The sequence below is a fragment of the Endozoicomonas sp. 4G genome, assembly GCF_023822025.1.
Classification (GTDB): Bacteria; Pseudomonadota; Gammaproteobacteria; order Pseudomonadales; family Endozoicomonadaceae; genus Endozoicomonas_A.
Genome location: NZ_CP082909.1, coordinates 3277749 through 3294224 on the forward strand (window position 1 = coordinate 3277749; position 16476 = coordinate 3294224).

Here is a 16476-nt window from a genome sequence, read left to right on the forward strand (position 1 = left end):
CTGATAACCCCTCCTGACTGGCTGCATTCAGACATAGACTGTATTATGTCTCAGAAGGTATTCACAATCATTCAAGAAAACTGATTGAGAATACCCTCAAAGCACTGGTAACTTAAAAATAGAAGTCAACCAATGCCTTGTGGTCTATGGAGCAACTGCCTGATAACCAGCAGCGCTGCATACACCAAACGCAGTACCACCCAGAGGCTAAAAATTATTTCCGGGACAAAACAGGCTTAAGGGCCCGTTCCGGGTAGTTTGGTACAAGTGTTTCAGGAACGGTGGGATGGAGTGTCCTATAGTCGATAAGAGTCGCTTTAAACACTCTGAGACAGGACGCATTCCTTTAATGAGCCGAGGCGGCACACCCGATATCGAAAAACGACACGGAGCTTTACAATCCATGATACCGACCCTGCGAAACGCCAGGAAAACACCCTCGGTTTTATTTGCCCTGTTCACCGCGTTCTTTCTAACCACTGGTTCGGTTTTCGCCGCAGACCAGAATCTTGACCGTCCGATTGATGAACTCAAGCCTAACCTGCAGCAGGCCATTGCCAGTGTCAATGTGGTGCAACTACTGGAACGCAATCATTACCGCAAAATTGACCTGGACCAGGAGAGTGGTGAGAAAGTCTTTCAGCGCTATCTCGACCGATTGGATCCCAATCGCAGCTTCTTCCTGCAAAGCGACATCGCTGAGTTTGCCCCTTACAAAAAAAAGCTCGACAGCTCGCTTAAAAGCGGAGACCTGAAACCTGCTTTTGAAATATTTAATCGATACGCAGTCAGGGCCGAACAGCGTGCCCGCTACATGCTGGCTCTGGTCAAGCAGGGTGTCGACAAACTGGACCTGAAAAAGGACGAAGAGCTGATTGTTGACCGTAAGGAGCAGCCCTGGCTGGCCAATAAAAAGGCTCAACGTGACCTCTGGAGAAAGCAGTTCAAAGACAGCGTACTGACCCTGAAACTGAACAACAAAACCGATGAAGAAATTGCCGATCAGTTACGCCGACGCAACACCAACCTGTTACGCCGACTGCACCAGAGCAAAAGCGAAGATGTTTTTCAGACCTACATCAACTCTTTCACCGGCATTTTTGACCCTCACACCCAGTACTTTTCGCCCCAGACTGCCGAGAACTTTGATATCAATATGAGCCTTTCTCTGGAAGGTATCGGAGCCGTTCTCTCTTCGGAGGATGAATACACCAAAGTGGTCAGCGTAGTTCCCGGCGGCCCGGCCGACAAAGCAGGCCAGCTGAAACCTGGCGACAAAATCATCAGCGTCGGCCAGGGTCGTAAAGGCCCGCTGGAAGATGTCGTCGGTATGCGTCTGGACGACGTGGTTAAGCTGATCCGCGGTAAAAAGAAAACTCAGGTCAGGCTGGAAATCATTCCCGGCTCCAGCAAAAGCAGCAACACCCGCATTTATGAAATTGTTCGTGACAAGGTCAAGCTGGAAGAACAAGACGCCAAAAGCCATATTCTGGAGTTTAAAGAGAAGGGCAAAACCCAGCGTGTCGGTGTTATCGAAATTCCTACCTTCTACATAGATTTCAAAGCAGCTCAGTCTGGTGACCCCGACTACAAAAGCACGACGCGCGACGTACGAAAACTGCTTGAAAAGCTCAAGAAAGAAAACCTGGACGGCCTGATCATAGACCTGCGCGGTAATGGTGGTGGCTCTTTACAGGAAGCCAATGAGTTGACTGGCCTGTTTATTGATCAGGGCCCAACGGTTCTGGTCCGGGACAGCAGAGGCCGCACCGAGCGTCAGCAGGACCCAGATCCGACTCAGGTGTACGGTGGTCCCATGGCTGTCGTGGTTGACCGCCTGAGTGCTTCCGCTTCAGAAATCTTTGCAGGAGCCATGCAGGACTACGGACGGGCGCTGGTGATTGGCGGTCAAACCTACGGAAAAGGCACTGTTCAGAGCATTCAGCCACTGAACCATGGGCAACTTAAACTGACTCTGGCCAAGTTCTATCGCATTTCCGGTCAGAGCACCCAGAACCAGGGTGTACTGCCGGACATTGCCTTCCCATCGCTGTACGACGGACGTGATATCGGCGAAAGCAAATTGCCTGATGCCCTCCCCTGGGACACCATCAAGCCAATCCCTCACCGCAAGTATGCCGATATGAAACCTTATCTGGAGTCTCTGGATAAGCAGCACCACCAGCGCACGGACGACAATCCCGATTTCGTCTACCTGAACGAAATGAAGGACTACCTGTCGCGCTACGAAAATCAGAAAAAAGTCTCGCTGAACGAAGCCAAGCGCAAGCTCGAAATCCAGACCATGCGCAGCCAGAGACTGGCCATTGAAAACCGGTTAAGAAAGGCTAAGGGCGAACCCCTGCTAAATAACCTGGATGAACTGGAAGAAGCAGAGCAGGAAGAAGCGGCTGCTGAAGCCAAGAAGAAAAAGAAAGAAGCGGATGCCTTTATCAAGGAAGCCGGGATGGTTCTGGTGGATCTGGTGCAAATGCAGAAGAAGCAGCAGAGAGCCACAGCCAGTCGTTGATGTCTTCTCTCAGGGCCTGTTTTTCAGGCCCTGTAGTCTCATTCTTCTTCCAAAATCCAGAGTTTGGCCGCCTCCATCTGCTCGTATCTGAAATGCCTGATTTTTGCAGCAATGAAATGACTGGCCATTTTTTCTCGCAGATCCCCTTCTTTTGCGTTGGTCACAATGGCAATTTTCCTCAAGTGCTTGTGATGATTTTTCACAAACCGGATGTGGCTGACCAATGCCCGAAAGGATTCCCAGCCGGGAAAATGATCGGTGTGAACAATCAACCCGGCCAGCCCCCCTCTCTCTTCGATAAAGGGATCAATCTGTCGGGCAGCAGAAACGAAGTCCTCTTTTGAGAGAGGTCCATGGGGTTCCATAAGGGCAATGCCGGTTTTCCTGTCCATTTCGATAGAAAGCATATTGGTTCTCAACGCCTCCGCATTCGTGACATACAGTTTTACTGCAAACAATAATAGGCCGAATAACTGCCTTATCCACTCGTCACATGGGTCTTTCGGAGATTTCATCCCTTTTCTGACGGTCATTTTGACAGGTAATCAAGCTAGTGCACGGTTTCAATGTAATTGATGGGTTCCCTCTATTAATGGCACCCAAGCTCCGTTCACCCTGAGCGGAGTCGAAGGGTGCCGGGCACGATCTTTATTGTTGGTTCGGAGCCCACATCCTTCGACCGTGCACCCTGAGCGGAGTCGAAGGGCGCTCAGGATGAACGTAGATCGTTCACATCAAACTCATGAAATGATGCACTAGTATTACCTTTAGTCATACCTACTCAGTGAGATCACAGCTATGTCCACCAGCTCCATTACCAGCAAAGGTCAGGTCACTATTCCCAGTGAGATCAGAGCCAAACTTCAGCTCCAACCCGGCGATAAGGTCATGTTTGAAGAAAAAAATGGCATGATTGTTCTTACTCCAATGTCTGATGATATTGAAGCATTGGGAGGATGCCTTGCAGATCATACTAATGGCAAGAAAGCTACTCTGGATGATATGGAGAGGGCTATTCACTTTTCTCAAGAACTTTGACCACTGACCCAGAATCTTCTGAAGTATTGATCAGAATTCCTAACCCGCAAACCAACGATATCATTTGCCGACACAGCCAATCGCTCTTACACTTCCATATCATCTGATCTCTTTGACTTGAATCTGATTGTATCCGGTTAGCCTTCTGTTGTTTACACGACGGCTGTTAAACGATTTTCAAAGGCATGTTCCGCACTTTTGCGGACGAACAGGAGACACTGTATGTCTGTCAGTCAATGTCCGGTTAGGCATCATACCGCTGGTGGCGGTACTTCCAACCAGGATTGGTGGCCCAATCGATTAAAGCTGGAAATCCTGCGTCAACACGGTGCTGCCTCAAACCCGATGGGTGCGCATTTCGATTATGCGACAGAGTTCAACACTCTGGATCTCAAGGCAGTCAAAGCCGATCTCAGAATGTTGATGACCGACTCCCAGCCCTGGTGGCCTGCCGACTTTGGTCATTACGGTCCTTTCTTTGTCCGCATGGCCTGGCACAATGCCGGCACCTACCGCACCCTTGATGGTCGTGGTGGCCCGGGAACAGGTAACCAGCGTTTTGCACCACTTAACAGCTGGCCGGATAATGCCAATCTCGACAAGGCTCGCCGTTTGCTCTGGCCTATTAAACAGAAATATGGCCGAAAACTGTCCTGGGCCGACCTGCTGGTTCTCACAGGCAATGTAGCCCTGGAATCCATGGGCTTTAAAACCCTTGGTTTTGCTGGCGGTCGCGTCGATATCTGGGAATCAGAAAAAGACGTTTACTGGGGCAACGAAAAAACCTGGCTGAGTGATGATCGCCACACCGGAGAACGTAATCTGGAAAAGCCAATGGCCGCAGCCGAGATGGGTCTGATCTATGTTAATCCTGAAGGCCCCAATGGCAACCCTGACCCGAAAGCTGCTGCCATCGACATCAGGACTACTTTTGCCCGCATGGCCATGGACAATGAAGAAACCGTTGCCCTGATTGCAGGCGGCCATACCTTTGGTAAAACACACGGAGCGGGCGATATGGCGCTGATGGGCCCAGAGCCAGAAGCAGCTGACATAAGCGAGCAGGGACTGGGATGGATAAGCAGCCACGGTTGCGGGAAAGCCGGTGATACCATAACCAGTGGACCCGAAGTGACCTGGACCAGCCAACCTACCCAGTGGAGCAATCTGTATTTTGAAAACCTGTTTAACTACGAATGGGAACTGACCAAAAGCCCGGCTGGAGCTTATCAGTGGGTAGCCAAAGAGAGTGAAACCACCATTCCTGATGCCCATAATCCAACAAAACGTCACAAGCCCACTATGCTGACCACCGACCTGTCGCTCCGTGTTGACCCTGTTTATGAGGAAATTTCCAGAAACTTTTATGACAATCCGGATCAGTTTGCCGATGCCTTTGCCCGGGCCTGGTTTAAGCTGACTCACAGAGACATGGGACCCAGGTCACGCTACCTGGGCCCGGATGTACCCAGCGAAGTGATGATCTGGCAAGATCCCATTCCACCTGTTGATCATGAACTGGTGGATAAAGAAGATCAGGCGGCTCTCAAACAGCAGATTCTAAGTCCATCGCTTTCCATCAGCGAACTGGTATCAACGGCCTGGGCTTCTGCCTCAACCTTCAGGGGTTCGGATATGCGAGGTGGCGCTAATGGTGCCCGGATCCGTCTGGAGCCTCAGAAAAGCTGGGCAGTTAATAGACCAGAACAACTCTCTCGTGTCCTGCAGCAACTTGAAGGTATTCAGCAAGCGTTCAATGATTCTCAATCAGGTAATAAAAAGATTTCCCTGGCCGACCTGATTGTCCTGGGCGGTTGTGCCGCCATTGAACAGGCTGCTAAAAATGCGGGTTACGATATTGACCTGGTATTCTCCCCTGGTCGTATGGATGCTGTACAGGAGCAAACCGATGTTCAGAGCTTCCGGCTACTGGAGCCTTTAGCCGACGGCTTCAGGAACTATCAGAAACAAACCACGGATACTCCTGCCGAAGCACTGTTAATCGACAAGGCTCAACTACTGACCCTGAGCATCCCTGAAATGACGGTACTGATTGGTGGCATGCGTGTTCTGAACACCAACAGCGACCAGAGCCAGCATGGGGTTTTCACCTCTCAACCCGATGCCCTGACCAATGATTTCTTTGTCAATCTGCTGGATATGAACACTGAATGGAAAGCCACATCGGTAGATGAACATATTTTTGAAGGCCATAATCGTAAAACCGGAGCCAGCCAATGGAGCGCAACCCGGGTAGACCTGATTTTTGGCTCAAACTCCGAACTCCGTGCAGTGGCTGAAGTCTATGGCTCGTCCGATGCTGGTGAGAAATTTGTTCAAGATTTTGCCGCCGCCTGGGTCAAAGTAATGAATCTGGATCGGTTCGACCTTAATGTTTCCTGATTGATTCATCACATAAAAAAACCGCCAGAATCAGCTGGCGGTTTTTTTATGGACTTAATGAAACTTCAGTCTCAGGCGTTAGCTTCCTGGGTAACATGAACAGCCTGACCATGCTCTTCAGCAGAGATACAGGCTGTAGCCGTAAACAAAACGTCTGTTGAACTGTTCAGAGCGGTTTCAGCAGAGTCCTGGATAACGCCAATAATAAAGCCGACAGCAACGACCTGCATGGCCACATCGGCAGAGATACCGAACAGGCTGCCAGCCAGAGGAATCAATAGCAGAGAACCACCGGCCACACCGGAAGCGCCACAGGCAGAAACGGCAGCAATCACACTCAGAATCAGAGCCGTTGGCATGTCCACCTCAATACCCAGGGTATTGACCGCCGCCAGGGTCATCACCGTGATAGTGATGGCAGCACCCGCCATATTGATGGTGGCTCCCAGGGGAATGGATACAGAGTAGGTATCTTCATGGAGGTTCAGTTTCTTGCACAACTCCATGTTCACCGGAATGTTGGCGGCGGAACTGCGGGTGAAGAATGCCGTGACACCACTCTCACGCAGGCACTGGAAAACCAGTGGGTATGGGTTGCGCTTGAGTTTGGCAAACACAATCAATGGGTTCACAACCAGGGCAATAATCAACATGCAGCTGATCAGAACCATCAGCAGCTGACCGTACTCAGCCAGGGCAGAGAAACCGGTCTTGGCTACCGTGTTGGCAACCAGGCCGAAGATACCGAAAGGCGCCAGCTGGATAATAAACCGCACGACGTTGGATACTGCATCGGAAAGGTCGTGAACAACACGTTTGGTAGAATCGGAGGCACTGTGCAGAGCAAGACCCAGGGCAATGGCCCAGGCCAGGATACCAATAAAGTTACCTGTCATGAGCGCTTCTACAGGATTCTGGACAATATTGAACAGCAGGGTGTTCAGGACTTCGCCAATACCCTGAGGTGGGCTGGCACTGGCTTCGTGGGTGACCAGAGTCAGGGTGACCGGGAAGGCAAAGCTCATGACAACAGCGGTCAGGGAGGCAGCCAGGGTACCGATCAGATAAAGGCTGATAATAGGCTTCATATTGGTATGCTGACCTTTTTTCTGGTTAGCAATCGAAGCCGCCACCAGCACAAAGACCAGAACAGGCGCTATGGCTTTCAGGGCATCGACAAACAGAGAACCCAGGAGCGAAAATGAGACGGCTGTATCAGGTGCAACCACTGCCAGACCTGCACCCAGCACAATACCAATGACGATCCTCAATACCAGACTCGTACTGGCCATGCGAGCGAATAGAGATTGAGTTTCAACCATACCGTACCACCTTATTTATAATGAAATTCATACCCCCTTCTGATGATCAGAAAAAGGTTGAATTCACAGCTTTTGGCTGCTTGTTTATGATTACTTTCGTACCCTACTCTGCGTCTGAAGGCTCCAGCAAGCATGGAAACCACCTGCCAGCCGCCTTCTTTATAGGTAACTTACGCAGATTGAGCGCGCAAAAGTAATGGATCAGCCACTCCATAGCATTGATTTAAGTCAACTCTAGCTCTAAGACCACAAACCTATAGGGTAAGTTCACTCTCACTCTTCTGCCAGCCAGCCTGATGGTCATTTTTAGGGACACTCAAGCATCTGAAATTTGCAATTAATATGACCAAACGCTAGGTTAAGCTGCTTGCGATTCTTCAATAAAGGCAAATAATAATGATAAAACTGCTAGCAGTCCTTTCCACTTTTCTTGTTATGAGCACTCAAGTTATGGCTAAAAATAAACCAGTCGCCATCGCGATCCACGGCGGTGCGGGCACAATTTTAAAAGCGAATATGACTCCTGAGTTAGAGAAGGCCTACCACGCTGAACTCGAAGAAGCATTGAAGGCTGGACACAAGGTACTCAAAAAAGGCGGCTCAAGTGTTGAAGCGGTTCAAGCCGCTATCGTCATCATGGAAGACTCGCCTTTATTTAATGCGGGTAAAGGTGCAGTATTTACCCACCAAAAAACCAATGAACTCGACGCTTCGATTATGGAAGGCAAGACTCTGAATGCCGGTGCAATCTCCAACGTCAGCCATATTAAAAACCCGATAAAATTGGCAGCTTTAGTAATGACCGAATCCAGGCACGTCATGCTCAGTGGTGAAGGCGCTGAGCAATTCGCGCAGTCGCAATCGGTGGAAATGGTTAAACCCGAATACTTTTATACCGATCGTCGTTGGCAGCAACTTCAAAAAGTCCTTAAAGAGGATCCCGACGCTTCTAAATTGTCAGAAGACAAAGATGACAAGTACGCTAGTACTTCCCATCAACAGCCATCACAAGTATCCACCGCTTCTGATAAGGTGTGGCCAGATGATAAAAAGTTCGGTACTGTCGGTGCCGTTGCCCTGGATCAAGATGGCAATCTGGCGGCAGGAACCTCAACCGGCGGCCTGACAAATAAAAAATTTGGGCGGGTCGGAGACTCCCCCATTATCGGTGCTGGTACTTATGCAGATAATGAATCCTGTGCCATCTCGGCAACTGGGCATGGCGAGTACTTTATTCGTGCAGCGGTCGCCCATGATGTTTGTGCGCGGGTTAAGTATAAGGGAATTAAGCTCCAAGCGGCGTCCGACGAAGTGATCCTGGATAAGCTGGTTAAAATGGAAGGGCAAGGTGGTGTAGTTGGAATGACACCACAAGGGGAGGCCGTGTTTTCTTTTAATTCAAAGGGTATGTATCGAGGTTATGTTGACGCGGAAGGCAAAATTTATACAGCAATATACGAAGAGTAGCCTTTAGGGCGCTCAGGCACCTTCTCTACACCCCGACAAAAAACCACTGCCTGCAATCAGGAGTGGTTTTTTTCATGAAATTGGGCAGGGTGAAGGATGAGCCTGCCTACTCAGGGACATCCTCATCGGCCGGTAACATAATGTCCAGTTCAGCCTCACCGCCGACGAGTTGAGTAGCGCAGCCCCGGAAAGAACTGGAACCATTGTTATGTTGCAGTTTGTGGCACAAAACTGATTTTTACTTTATACCCAATCGCCTTTGCATAATCTTCGATAGTTGACAACTTTGGAGATGTTTTAGAATTTACATTCTCCAAGCGTGAAATATTACTTTTTTGTGTATGCAGAATTTCAGCCAGTTCTTCCTGGGTTAAGCCTGCTTCTTTACGAAGGGCAATAAGCTGCTTACGTAATTCATAAGCAAGCTCAAGTTCTTCGTACTCTGCCCTCACTTTTGGATTTTTAAGCGCTTTTTTCTTGAAATCAGAAAATGTTGGTCTTGTCATTTTTGACCTCCTTCATTCGCTTTTTGGCAAGATCCAGCTCTTTTTTAGGCGTTTTCTGTGTTTTCTTGATGAAGGAGTTGAGGATGACGACCTCTTGCCCCTTGACCTGACAAAACAGAGAACGACCTATGCCTTCTTTGCCTTTTGCTCTGATCTCGAAGAGACCATCACCCATTGGAGCTGTATATGGCTTGCCCAAAGCAGGGCCAAATTCTTCAATTATTTCAGCTATATGGATGAAGTTCGCCAAGATTCCCTCGGGGAAGCTCAGGGTCTCTTCCTCTACCTTCTTGCTGTAAAACGTAATTCGCCACTTCATACAGAAAGGTTATCATACTTGATAACTATTGCAAGAAATAGCTCCCTGAGATTTGTGAAGAGCCTGCTTGCTGCAACATAAATCAAACACGGGCGTTCAGGCACCTTCTCTACACCCCAAAAAAAACCACCGCCTGCAATCAGGAGTGGTTTTTTTTCAACAAAGAGATTCAATTACCGGCCGTAGCGGTTCTGCAACACTTCAAATACCGCACGCATACCGAAAGCTTCCCCACCTACCGGACGACCCGGCTGATTACGAATATTCCAGGCCATGATATCAAAATGAACCCAGGGAATATCTTTGCCGACAAACTCCTTCAGGTACAGAGCCGCAGTAATAGAACCTCCAAAAGGCTCTTTAGCGCAGTTGGTCATGTCAGCCACTTCACTCTTGAGCATGTACTTGTAGCCCTTGTGCAGCGGCATGCGCCAGACTGGATCGTCGGTTTTATCACCGGCCTGCATCAGTTCACAGGCCAGAGCTGTATCGTCGGTGTAAAAACCGCCTACTTCAGTGCCCAGGGCGACACGGCAGGCTCCGGTCAGGGTGGCGAAATCGACAATCATTTCGGGGTTTTCAGTACTAGCTTCCGTCAGGGCTTCACACAGAACCAGACGGCCTTCGGCATCGGTATTGTGAATTTCTACGGTCAGACCCTGACGGGTTTTAACAACATCACCAGGACGCAGGGCATTACCGGCCACCGCATTTTCAACCGCTGGAATCAGCATTCTCAGACGAACAGGCAGGTTGAAGTCCATAATCAGACGTGCCAGCCCGATGACATGAGCGGAACCGCCCATATCTTTTTTCATCAGACGCATGCCAGCTGCGCCCTTCATGTCCAGACCGCCACTGTCGAAGCAAACCCCCTTACCTACCAGTGTGATTAATGGATGTTTCTCATCACCCCAGGTCATATCGATCAGTCGTGGCGCATGGCAACTGGCACGGCCTACTGCATGAATGGTGGGGTAATTTTGGGTCAACAGCTCGTCACCGACAATCTGGCTGACTTTAGCGCCGAACTCTGCGGCCAGTTTTTCTACGGTTTCACCCAGGTGTTCAGGCATCATATCGCCCGCCGGGGTGTTCACCAGATCACGAACAACAGCCACGGCCTTAACAAACTTTTCAGCTTCTTCAACCTGAGCCTGACTCGGCAGAATCAATCTTGGACGCTCTTTTTCATCGGCCTTTTTGTAGCGATCGAACTGATAAGCTCCCAGCCCCCAGCTGAATGCCGCCAGTTTCAGCAGGTTTTCATCACCCTGCAGTCGGTAGTCTCCAGCTGGCAGCTGATTGACCAGATCGCCACAGATAAAGTGACTGGAAAGATCTTCAACCCCGACAACGACCTGGCTCATGACACCTTCTTCGCCGGGAATCAGACTAATGCCTTTTCCTTTGTAGTCCGTGCAGGTCAGCCAGTTCTGAATAGGTTCTGACTGCTCATCAAACCAGCGATTGTAATCGGAAGTTTCCACCAGAGTCAGAGGGATACCGTGGTCACCGGCCAGCAAATAGGAAAGCATAGGTCTCTACCATTTGGGAATGTAAGGAATTAAAAGACGACAACATCGAGATAAGGTACACAGTAGCAAGATAACTTGCGCACCCGTTGCGGTAGCAGATGCAAGGGCAAACCGCAATATTGCCGTTGCCCAATGCTATCAAAGCCTCAGTAACCATGCCAGTAGGCGTAGCTTTTTCTGACCTGTTAACCGGTTGGCTTTAGTCTAAAACCAGAGTACCAGACTCCAGTCGATACACCCTGTCCATTTGTCTGGCCAAATTCATGTCATGGGTTACCACAATAAAACTGGTCCTGGACGCTTTGCTGAGCGACGCCATCAAACCATGTACTTTTTCTGCCGTGTTAGGATCGAGATTGCCCGTTGGTTCATCCATAAACACCAGGTCAGGTTCTGTGACCAGGGCTCTGGCAATGGCGACACGCTGACGTTCCCCACCGGACAGCTCTGCGGGCTTATGTTTGGCTCTGGCCAGCAGTCCGACGGCATCCAGCAAGCGTTCAGCTTTCTCTTTAATCTGCCTGATGGGCGTTTTCTTTCTTAGCAGCAGCGGCATCGAGACGTTTTCTAAAGCGGTGAATTCGGGCAACAGGTGATGGAACTGGTAAACAAAGCCCAGATGACGATTTCTCAGCTCATTCTGTTGGGTGTCTTTCATCGTTGCCAGATCATGGCCGCAGACTCTGATTTCACCGGAAGAAGGACGATCCAGTCCGGCCAGCAATTGCAGTAATGTCGTTTTCCCTGAGCCGGAGCTGCCAACCACCGCTACCCTTTCTGAAGGGCCGACCATCAGATTTAAGTCTTTCAGAACTTCCAGCTTTTCAGGGCCTTCATCAAAATTCTTGGCAAGTGCCTTGCATTCCAATACCGCGCTCATGGACTCAGTCATAACGAAGTGCCTCTGCTGGCTGGGTTTTAGAGGCTCTCCAGGCAGGGTACAGAGTAGCCAGGAAACTCATGGACAGACCGGCAATACTGATGACAGCAACATCGCGCCATTGCAGTTCAGAAGGCAGGTAACTGATGAAATAAACATCCGGGCTGAGGAACTGGATACCCAGATAGGACTCAAGGGCTGAGATAATCTCAGGGACGTTCAATGCGGCAATAACACCCAGCACCACGCCCAATAATGTTCCCACCACGCCAATGAGAGAGCCCTGCACCATAAAAATACCCATAATGGTTTTCGGGCTGGCTCCCAGTGTTCTCAAAATAGCGATATCCGACTGCTTGTCAGTCACCACCATCACCAGGGTAGAAACGATATTGAAGGCCGCTACTGCAACAATCAGCGTCAACAGCAGGCCCACCATGGTTTTTTCCATCTGGATCGCCTGGAACAGTTGCCCCTGGGTACGAGTCCAGTCCTGCACGTAGTAACGCCCCGGCAGCCCAGTAGCAATGTCCCAAGCCAGTCTGGGGGCGGCAAACAGGTTTTCCATTTTCAGGCGTATGCCTTCAACCCCTTCCGTGACTCTCATGAATCGAGCCGCATCCTGAATATTGATATAGGCCAGACTGCCATCCACTTCAGCGCCTACTGAAAAGATGCCGACCACTGTGAAACGTTTGAGCCTGGGGAAAACACCGGCAAGATTGACGTTCGCTTCGGGCAGAACCATGGTGACCTTGTCACCGAGGGTCACCCCAAGGGACTGAGCCATAATCTCACCCAGCACAATGCCAAACTTGCCGGGTTTCAGGTCTTCAAGAGCCCCCTGCACCATATGCTGACCAACAATAGAAACCTTCTCTTCATAGGCCGGATCAATCCCGTAAATCATCGCTCCCCGAACCTGACTGCCATTGGTCAGCATGCCCTGACCATCGACAAAAGGAGCAGCAGCAACAATCCCTTCATGCCCTGAGACCTGCTTAAGAATATCCTGCCAGTCTTTCATGCCACCGGATGCCGAAGTAATGGTGGCATGGGGAACCATACCCAGAATGCGCTGTTTCAGCTCCCGGTCGAAACCGTTCATAACCGACATAACAATGATCAGTACGCAGACCCCTAAGGTCAGCCCAACCATCGACATGAGTGAAATAAAGGAAATAAAGTGATTCCTTCGTTTGGCCCGGGTATACCTGAGGCCGACAAAAAACGGTAAAGGTCTGAACATTTAGAATTTATAAGGCGTCAATGGTTGTGAAGCCGGTCATTATAACCCCAACAGGCCGACACGAATAAGACTGTTTGCATTTCCTTGCAAAAACTAAAGTACTCAAAAAATATAATGGAAGTCTCGTAACTGATCGCACCATTAAAAAAGGCGACCGTCACTGAACAGTCGCCTTTTCGTAGCACCAAAATGTCAGAACGTTCAGGCTGTTGCTGTTTCTGCCTGATTTCCCTCTACAGGGTGCATCAGTCTGTTCAGCTTAGGCGCGGTCACAAACATCAGCAGAGCAACCACCGCCGAAATCAGCCCCATGGTTTCAAAGAAATGACTGTAGACCGGCAGAGTATCCAGTGCGGTCGCTGACTGACCAGAATCCACAGCGGTTAAGCCCGCCACATAACCTGCCAAGACAGAAGCTGCTGAAGTCGTCAGGAACCAGGCTCCCATTATGAAGCCATGCATACGTGAAGGTACCAGCATAGCCACCATCGCCAGACCAAGACCACTGATCAGCAACTCTCCCAGTGCCTGAACCAGATAAGAACCGACAATCCAGCCCGGAGCCACCAGCCCCTCAGCGCTGGCAAACTTAGCGGCCAGAGGAATCAGCAGGAAGCTCGCTGATGTCAGAGCCATACCCAGGGCAAACTTGGCTGGCATGCTCATGGCTTTACCGGTCACACCACTGCGGTTGTAGAGGTAAGCCAGAATCGGGCTGGCTACCATGATCCAGAATGGGTTAAGTGACTGGAAGGAAATCGGGTTAATGTCAAAACCAAAAACAGTATGCTCAACATTATGAATAGTGAAGAAATTCAAAGAGGTCGGCATCTGGTAGTACATCACCCAGAAGACAATCGCTTCCAGCATCAACACCAGGGCGACAATCATCTTGCCACGCTCAACACCGGTAGAAGCCAGAATCTCCCTCAGGAAGATTAATACCACACCGCTACCGACAATCGCCAACAGGATATTAGCAATAACCAGATGGTTCAGGATAAAGGCACAGGCAAAACAGGCAGCAATAGCACTGACAAAAACCAGCCCAAACTTCCTATAGTCCAGAGGTTTAAAGTCAGGTTCAGAGCCATAATCAGCGACCCAGTGACGAATGATGAAATAGTTAGCCAGAGCCACGAACAGACCCAGCGCGCTGACCATGAAGCCTACGCTCCAGCCAAAATGATCCGCCACATAAGGTACGCTCAGCAGAGAAATGAAGGAACCTATATTGATCGCCATGTAGTACATGGTAAAGGCGCCGCTCAGACGACTGTCGCCTTCTTTATAACACTTGGCCAGAAGGCTGGAAGGATTGGCTTTGAACAGCCCATTACCCACGGCAACAGTACCCAGGGCAAGGTATACCATCTGGATGTCTTCGCCTGCTGTGGCCATGATGGCATAACCGGCCATCAACATCAGAGCCCCGAACACGATAGTCCGCTTGGTACCCAGTACCTTGTCTCCCAGAAAGCCACCTACTGCCACCAGACCGTAGACAAGGGCGTTGAAAGAACCGAAGATAATAAAGGATTCAGACTCCGAAACACCCAGTTCACGAACCAGATAGACGGCCAGGATGGCCTGAAGTCCGTAGTAACCAAAACGTTCCCATAGCTCAAGAAAAAAGATCAGATAAAACGGTCTGGGCTGTTTCAGTACGTTCAAAGATTGCGACATATAAAATCTATCCCCTTGTTCCGATGCTCGACAGTGAATGACCGTATCCCTGGTATTGCTCGATCTTCCTGAACTTGAGAAGCCTTCCAGACATAAGCCGACAGACTTCAGGCGGGGGAGATTTCAATAAGTTTATAGAAACATTCTTTGTTATTTATAAGCTTATTGAGAACTCTCCCTTTGATTTTTTGATGGATCAGCAAAAAAACCTTTTTCATTAAGTCTTATTAAGAATCGTTCCAACACCTGTAATTTGCACAGGCTGATAAGGGGATACCGATACACGACAAAGTTATAAAACCTAAATATGAGTGCTGATTACTTTTTCATGACCTTCCAGTTTCGATGAATACCTTTTCGTCGCTGGAAACCACAACAGCCATAAAGCCATAAGCCAACCAAACACTGTTCCGCTGTCAATCCTGGAAATTATCCCGGAAATTGTCGTGTCTGCATTTACCACCTGAACCGGCCACATTCTGACCCACAACGAGCATTACATCATTGGTATATCCGTAATGATCAAAGGGGCACTGCAATATATTGGTAGGATCATATTTAGTCTCAGCCCGGGGCCCACGGGATTCAGATAATGGCATATGCCATCTAACGACAGCGGTCGCCTTGGGCGGGGTATCCCGGGATATGACGATATCCTGATATCGCGGTACGTATTCATTGGAACAGACTGAAAATACGGAAGCAATGTAATGGAGGCCAAGTTTGCTGATGTTTAAGTAATATGGTGGCATTGAGTCAGTCGCTGGAGAGTATACCCCGTACATGCAATGGCTGTCTTTCCCAGCCTTGAAAGAGTAGGACACGTTATGGTCGGAATCATAGTTTCTTATAAAATAAATATCCCGATCCAGTGCGTGAACACTTCCGAATGCGAGCGCAAGAATCGTTGATCCTGCCAGTCTGGAAATCAGCTTCATACTTCTTACCTACTAACTTTTTACCTACTGATTGGAGTTAGAAAAAGTGAGTCGCAATCAATGGTTTGATGAGTGATCTCTTCCGCTGTCAATCCCGGAAATTGTTGTGTGTGCAGCTATTAACTGAACCGGGCAAATCCCGGCCCACAACGAGCATTACATCACTGGTATATCCGTAACGATCATTGGCACACTGTAATATCTTGGCAGGATCTGATCTAGTCTCAACCCAGGGATCACAATCGTCACATACTGGCATGTGCCATCTAACGACAGTGGTCGCCTTGGGCGGGGTATCCCGGGATATGACGATATCCTGATATCGCGGTTTATCGCCAATGTCACATTTCGAAAATATGACAGCCTTGTAATGGAGGCCAAGTTTGCTGATGTTTAAGTAACCTGGCGGCATTGAGTCAGTCATTGGAGCATATACCCCGTACATGCAAGAGCTATCTGACCCAGCCTTGAAAGAGTAGGACGCGCCCAAGTCAGAATCATAATTTCTTATAAAATAAATATCCCGATCCAGTGCGTGAACACTTCCGAACGCGAGCGCAAGAATCGTTGACCCTGCTAGTCTGGAAATCAGCTTCATAC

General features: G+C 49.4%; 12 protein-coding genes. 4 read left to right on the top strand and 8 right to left on the bottom strand.

Annotated features, from left to right (window positions below):
- Positions 1–286 precede the first annotated feature (286 nt).
- Entirely contained in the window at positions 287–2530 is a 2244-nt protein-coding gene (locus K7B67_RS12685) for a carboxy terminal-processing peptidase (protein WP_252176238.1), read from the top strand.
- Between the two features lie 38 nt (positions 2531–2568).
- Here K7B67_RS12685 and K7B67_RS12690 read toward each other — a convergent pair whose 3' ends face one another.
- On the bottom strand, positions 2569–3045 hold the full coding sequence (locus tag K7B67_RS12690) for an STAS/SEC14 domain-containing protein (protein ID WP_252176239.1): 477 nt from the start codon (positions 3043–3045) through the stop codon (positions 2569–2571).
- Between the two features lie 283 nt (positions 3046–3328).
- On the opposite strand from K7B67_RS12690, the gene K7B67_RS12695 reads away from it, so the two are divergent.
- Positions 3329–3568, top strand: coding sequence for an AbrB/MazE/SpoVT family DNA-binding domain-containing protein (locus K7B67_RS12695; protein WP_252176240.1), 240 nt, complete (start codon positions 3329–3331; stop codon positions 3566–3568).
- Positions 3569–3790: 222 nt separating this feature from the next.
- Positions 3791–5971 carry a catalase/peroxidase HPI gene (gene katG / locus K7B67_RS12700; RefSeq protein ID WP_252176241.1) on the top strand — a complete coding sequence of 727 codons (2181 nt, stop codon included), beginning with the start codon at positions 3791–3793 and terminating at the stop codon, positions 5969–5971.
- A 71-nt stretch (positions 5972–6042) separates the two neighbouring features.
- On the opposite strand, the gene sstT is transcribed toward katG, so the two are convergent.
- On the bottom strand, positions 6043–7293 hold the full coding sequence (gene sstT, locus K7B67_RS12705) for a serine/threonine transporter SstT (protein WP_252176242.1): 1251 nt from the start codon (positions 7291–7293) through the stop codon (positions 6043–6045).
- A gap of 450 nt (positions 7294–7743) precedes the next feature.
- Here sstT and K7B67_RS12710 point away from each other — a divergent pair, with 450 nt between their 5' ends.
- Complete coding sequence (locus K7B67_RS12710) at positions 7744–8760, top strand: isoaspartyl peptidase/L-asparaginase (RefSeq protein ID WP_252176243.1); 1017 nt, start codon at positions 7744–7746, stop codon at positions 8758–8760.
- A gap of 206 nt (positions 8761–8966) precedes the next feature.
- On the opposite strand, the gene K7B67_RS12715 is transcribed toward K7B67_RS12710, so the two are convergent.
- The 6 genes from K7B67_RS12715 to K7B67_RS12740 form a co-directional block, all read right to left on the bottom strand.
- Complete coding sequence (locus K7B67_RS12715) at positions 8967–9266, bottom strand: helix-turn-helix transcriptional regulator (RefSeq protein ID WP_252176244.1); 300 nt, start codon at positions 9264–9266, stop codon at positions 8967–8969.
- Positions 9244–9585, bottom strand: coding sequence for a type II toxin-antitoxin system RelE/ParE family toxin (locus tag K7B67_RS12720; RefSeq protein WP_252176245.1), 342 nt, complete (start codon positions 9583–9585; stop codon positions 9244–9246). Before K7B67_RS12720 ends, K7B67_RS12715 begins: the two co-directional genes overlap by 23 nt.
- Positions 9586–9758: 173 nt before the next feature.
- Entirely contained in the window at positions 9759–11123 is a 1365-nt protein-coding gene (locus K7B67_RS12725; protein WP_252176246.1) for a leucyl aminopeptidase family protein, read from the bottom strand.
- A gap of 199 nt (positions 11124–11322) precedes the next feature.
- Entirely contained in the window at positions 11323–12015 is a 693-nt protein-coding gene (locus K7B67_RS12730; RefSeq protein WP_252176247.1) for an ABC transporter ATP-binding protein, read from the bottom strand.
- Positions 12008–13252 carry a lipoprotein-releasing ABC transporter permease subunit gene (locus tag K7B67_RS12735; RefSeq protein ID WP_252176248.1) on the bottom strand — a complete coding sequence of 415 codons (1245 nt, stop codon included), beginning with the start codon at positions 13250–13252 and terminating at the stop codon, positions 12008–12010. Before K7B67_RS12735 ends, K7B67_RS12730 begins: the two co-directional genes overlap by 8 nt.
- A 201-nt stretch (positions 13253–13453) precedes the next feature.
- Positions 13454–14938, bottom strand: a complete 1485-nt coding sequence (locus tag K7B67_RS12740; protein ID WP_252176249.1) for an oligopeptide:H+ symporter — start codon at positions 14936–14938, stop codon at positions 13454–13456.
- Positions 14939–16476: the final 1538 nt, after the last annotated feature.

Coding starts and splice junctions, on each gene's coding strand:
- K7B67_RS12685 (WP_252176238.1), top strand. CDS start 287: ATGGAGTGTCCTATAGTCGATAAGAGTCGCTTTAAACACTCTGAGACA.
- K7B67_RS12730 (WP_252176247.1), bottom strand. CDS start 12,015: ATGACTGAGTCCATGAGCGCGGTATTGGAATGCAAGGCACTTGCCAAG.
- K7B67_RS12725 (WP_252176246.1), bottom strand. CDS start 11,123: ATGCTTTCCTATTTGCTGGCCGGTGACCACGGTATCCCTCTGACTCTG.
- K7B67_RS12710 (WP_252176243.1), top strand. CDS start 7,744: ATGGCTAAAAATAAACCAGTCGCCATCGCGATCCACGGCGGTGCGGGC.
- K7B67_RS12720 (WP_252176245.1), bottom strand. CDS start 9,585: ATGAAGTGGCGAATTACGTTTTACAGCAAGAAGGTAGAGGAAGAGACC.
- K7B67_RS12695 (WP_252176240.1), top strand. CDS start 3,329: ATGTCCACCAGCTCCATTACCAGCAAAGGTCAGGTCACTATTCCCAGT.
- K7B67_RS12735 (WP_252176248.1), bottom strand. CDS start 13,252: ATGTTCAGACCTTTACCGTTTTTTGTCGGCCTCAGGTATACCCGGGCC.
- K7B67_RS12740 (WP_252176249.1), bottom strand. CDS start 14,938: ATGTCGCAATCTTTGAACGTACTGAAACAGCCCAGACCGTTTTATCTG.
- K7B67_RS12715 (WP_252176244.1), bottom strand. CDS start 9,266: ATGACAAGACCAACATTTTCTGATTTCAAGAAAAAAGCGCTTAAAAAT.
- katG (WP_252176241.1), top strand. CDS start 3,791: ATGTCTGTCAGTCAATGTCCGGTTAGGCATCATACCGCTGGTGGCGGT.
- K7B67_RS12690 (WP_252176239.1), bottom strand. CDS start 3,045: ATGAAATCTCCGAAAGACCCATGTGACGAGTGGATAAGGCAGTTATTC.
- sstT (WP_252176242.1), bottom strand. CDS start 7,293: ATGGTTGAAACTCAATCTCTATTCGCTCGCATGGCCAGTACGAGTCTG.